Source organism: uncultured Campylobacter sp., from assembly GCF_938045405.1.
Taxonomy (GTDB): Bacteria; Campylobacterota; Campylobacteria; order Campylobacterales; family Campylobacteraceae; genus Campylobacter_B.
On the sequence record NZ_CALIMW010000190.1, the window covers coordinates 1 to 3,573 of the forward strand.

Below are 3,573 nucleotides of genomic sequence, written 5' to 3' on the forward strand. Positions count from 1 at the left end.
GCATCATCGCGAGCCAAATTATGCGCTGCTGCGGAATTAAAGTCTTGCATACCCGCTGCTACCGCTCGGGCGCTGTATGCCTAGCGGCTCCGTTTTGCGATCCGTTCGCGCCGTATTTGTTGCGGCAGTTATGTAAGTCGCCGCACCGCAGTGCGAAATTCTGCGTCTAGCTCTATTTTAGAGTTTTGATTTGTAGCGAGATTTTACGGCGCGCAATGACGTTAAATTCTATCCTGCGTGAGATTTTGGAATTTTAAAATTCCCTTTCGCGGTATAATTATATGAAATGCTAAAATTTGCAGGATTTCAATAAAGGAATTTTAAAATTTATGCGGCGCGGCTTTGTGGCGCGTCCGCAAGAAAGGAGCGATCATGGACAAGCTGGATAAAGAGGAGCTTGCAGAGGCGTTTGTCGCTAGGCTCAGGGCTTTAGCGCGTAGCGGCGGCGCCGATCTGCGTGAGCTTGATCGCGAGTTTTACGGATTTAGCGTGAGGCTTGGCGTGCGTTACGACTTCGCCGGCAAGTTTAGCGTCTCGCAGATAAGCGGCGGCGAGCGCGCACAGCTGCATTTCGCTGACGTCGCGCAGTTCGAGGCTCATGCGCGCGAGTGCCTACGCGCGGCAAGCACTGATGCGGAGCTAAGCGAGGCCTTTATGCTACGCCTGCGTGCAGATCCCCAAAAAGCCGCTATGAATGCGGATCAGATCATAAAATTCCACGATTTTAAGCCCTTTAACGTTCAGCTGCGTTGCGAGCATTGCGGCGGATCGGGCAGGAGACGCTGCAAAGCCTGCGAAGGTGCGGGCAAGGCGCCATGCGCTAACTGCGGCGGACGCGGGCGCTTGATCTGCCCCACTTGCAAGGGCGCCGGTGGCTATAGCCGTGCGGCATTAAGCTCTACGGACGCTCATGCGCGCGGCCTTTCTGGAGGCGATTCTGCAGGCTCTGCGTCAAATTCTATGGGCTATCGCTTCATTCCCTGCGCTAGCTGCGGCGGTAGCGGCTCGCGCATTTGTCCCGTTTGCGGCGGTGCGGGCAGATTGCGTTGCGAAAAGTGCGGCGGTGCGGGTGATTTTCGCTGCGAGCACTGCGATGGGCGCGGGTATTTCACTCGCACCGGCAAAATATCCGTTTATGCCCGCCCGAGCGTCAGCATAGGCGCTAGCTCGCAGGTTTTTGGGCGCGAGCTGCTGGAGTTTTTATGCAGCAGGGGCGTAGGCTTTGCTACGCGCAGACTTTTATTTCGTCTAAGCTCGCTGCGAGCGGTGCAGGGCAGCTGCGAAGCGGTATTTAGCGCGGAGGATGATTTTTTGCGCTTTAGTTTTGCCGTCTGCGGCAAGGCTTACGATGCGGCGTGCTTCGGTGGCGCGACATTCGTAAGACCTAGCTTTTTTGACGAAATTTTTGCGTCGGAGCTTGCGGCGGTGCGCAGCGCATCCGCTAGGCTAGGGCGGGACGATGCGCAAAGCCTTTTTGCGCTATTTCGCGCGAAGCCTGCGCTGGATGTGGCGATGCGCCTAGCTAGTGCTAAGCTGCGCGACGAGACGCTAGATCTCGAGCAGTTGCGCGGCGCGGATGGACATTTTAACTTTGCAAATTTTGCCCGCAGCGCGGCTGATCGCGACGCTTTGAGCCTTGCAAAAGACGCTTCTCGCAAAGAAAATCTCGAGGGCGGCGCGAGCGTAAAATTTGCGGGCATGAAATTCGCGAACGCTTCGGCGAATTCTATGGGCGCGGAAGATAATCGCCTGGGGTTGCGCGGAGAGCAAGGCAGGTTTGCAGGCGGAGTGAGCGGCGGCATAAAATTTGCCGGGGCAGATCTTTCGGAAAGCGGAGAGAATTCTGCTGGCGATTTTGAGGCTAGGCGGCAAAGCAGCGAAGCTCTCGCGCAGAATGGATCTAATTTTGCCGGCTCGCAAGAAGGCTTAAGTGACACTTCTGATCGCACTGCGGAGGGTCTTTACGAATTACGCGGCGAGCGAGATTACCGAGATTTAAGCGCCTTGGGTGCTGAAAATTCCACAAATTCCATAGACTCCGCCGCAATAAATTCCGAAAATCTAGCCGCTGCAAAATTTAAAAATCGCGCGAATACGCAAGATACTGCGTCAAATTCTAAAATTTTGCCCTTTGCACGATTAAAGAAATTCTTTTTCCCACGTTCTTTGCGCGAGGATTGCGCGCAGAGTTTTGCCGCGGCGATTATGCGCGTTTGCGAGGGCTTTATTTCGCAGCAATGCGCTCGTGATTTGGGCGGAGCGATGGCTGGGGCGCTTGGCGTGCTAAGTCCGCGATATGACCGCGTAGTGTGGTACGTAGGCGGAGGCGCACTCATCGCAGCGGCTGCGCTGGCGTGCGAGGGCTGCTTCGAGATGATCTTTGCGGAGCATTATTTTTGGGCACTCGCATGTGGCGTGGCAATCGCTGCTGCGGGGCTGTTAGGCGGTATGGCGCTGTGGCTGGCAAGCGTAGTGCGGTGCGCTGTAAAAGCTCGTAAAATTCCGCGAGAATATCGCTGCGGCAGAGGTGGCGCGGCGTTTGCTCACTTTTGCAAAGCTCTGCTCTGCGCCATTTTGGCTAGCGCAATCTACGGAGGCGCGGCAAATACGGGCTACGTACCAAAAACTGGCGCAGCAGGGCTGCTGCGAGGGTGGATGCCTACATTTTTTGAGGACGAAAATTCCGCTTCCGCGAGTGATGGCGTAAATTCTGCAGACGAAAATTCTACGAGTGCAAGCTCTAGCGGCTCTGAAAGCCCTGCTTCAAATTCCGCTTCCGGGGCGACTAAGGATTCCGCTGCGATGCAAAAGGATAAAATTTTATATATCCAAAAAAGCATCGGAGTGAGGCAGGATGGGATTTTTGGCGCACGCACGCTAAAAAAGGCGAGAGAGGTTTTGGATCAAAATTTAAGCAGCGTCGATGAAATTTACGAGGCTCTAAAAAGCAAAGAGCGTGCGAGAACAAACCCGAACTCTAGCGATCAAACTGCGCCTTAACGGTAAATCCGCGCCTTAGGCTTAGCGCGCGATCTTAAAAAACCAAAAAGGATGAAAATGAAAAATAAAATTTCAGTTCTAGCGCTCGCTGCGGCGCTTTCCGCAAATTTCGCGCTTGCCGAAAATTTTGAAATCACCGCAGACGATATAAGCTGGGCTACAAAATCCTGCGATAAGGGCGATATGAAGTCGTGCGGGGCGTTGGCGCAGGTTTACAATTATGGCTGGGGCGTGCCGCAAGATCTGCTAAAGGCCGCGCCGTTATACGTCAAAGCTTGCAAAGGCGGCGATGTGGAGTCGTGCGTAAATTTAGGCATTTTGTATCAAAGCGGAGAGGGGATGCCGCGCGATGAGGCGAAGGCGGCGGAGCTGTTCGACAAAGCCTGCGATGACGGGCACGCGATAGGCTGCAGTAACGCGGGCTCTGCGTATATCAGAGGCAGAGGCGTGCGCAAAGACGCTATAAAGGGCGTAGGTTACTATGTGCGCGGTTGCGATATGGATATCGCGGATAGCTGGGCTGCGTGCTTAAATTTAGCGCGTCTTTACGAGGGCGCAGATAATGCAAAAGCC

At 54.4% G+C, this 3,573-nt stretch carries 2 protein-coding genes; both read left to right on the forward strand.

The window, feature by feature from the left end; translation table 11 throughout:
• Positions 1-372: 372 nt before the first annotated feature.
• Positions 373-3,000 (forward strand): hypothetical protein, encoded by a 2,628-nt coding sequence (locus tag Q0140_RS07190; RefSeq protein ID WP_297963321.1) that lies wholly within the window; start codon positions 373-375, stop codon positions 2,998-3,000.
• Positions 3,001-3,057: 57 nt separating this feature from the next.
• Positions 3,058-3,573 (forward strand): tetratricopeptide repeat protein (locus tag Q0140_RS07195; protein ID WP_297963323.1); only part of this gene is annotated, 516 nt, incomplete at its 3' end.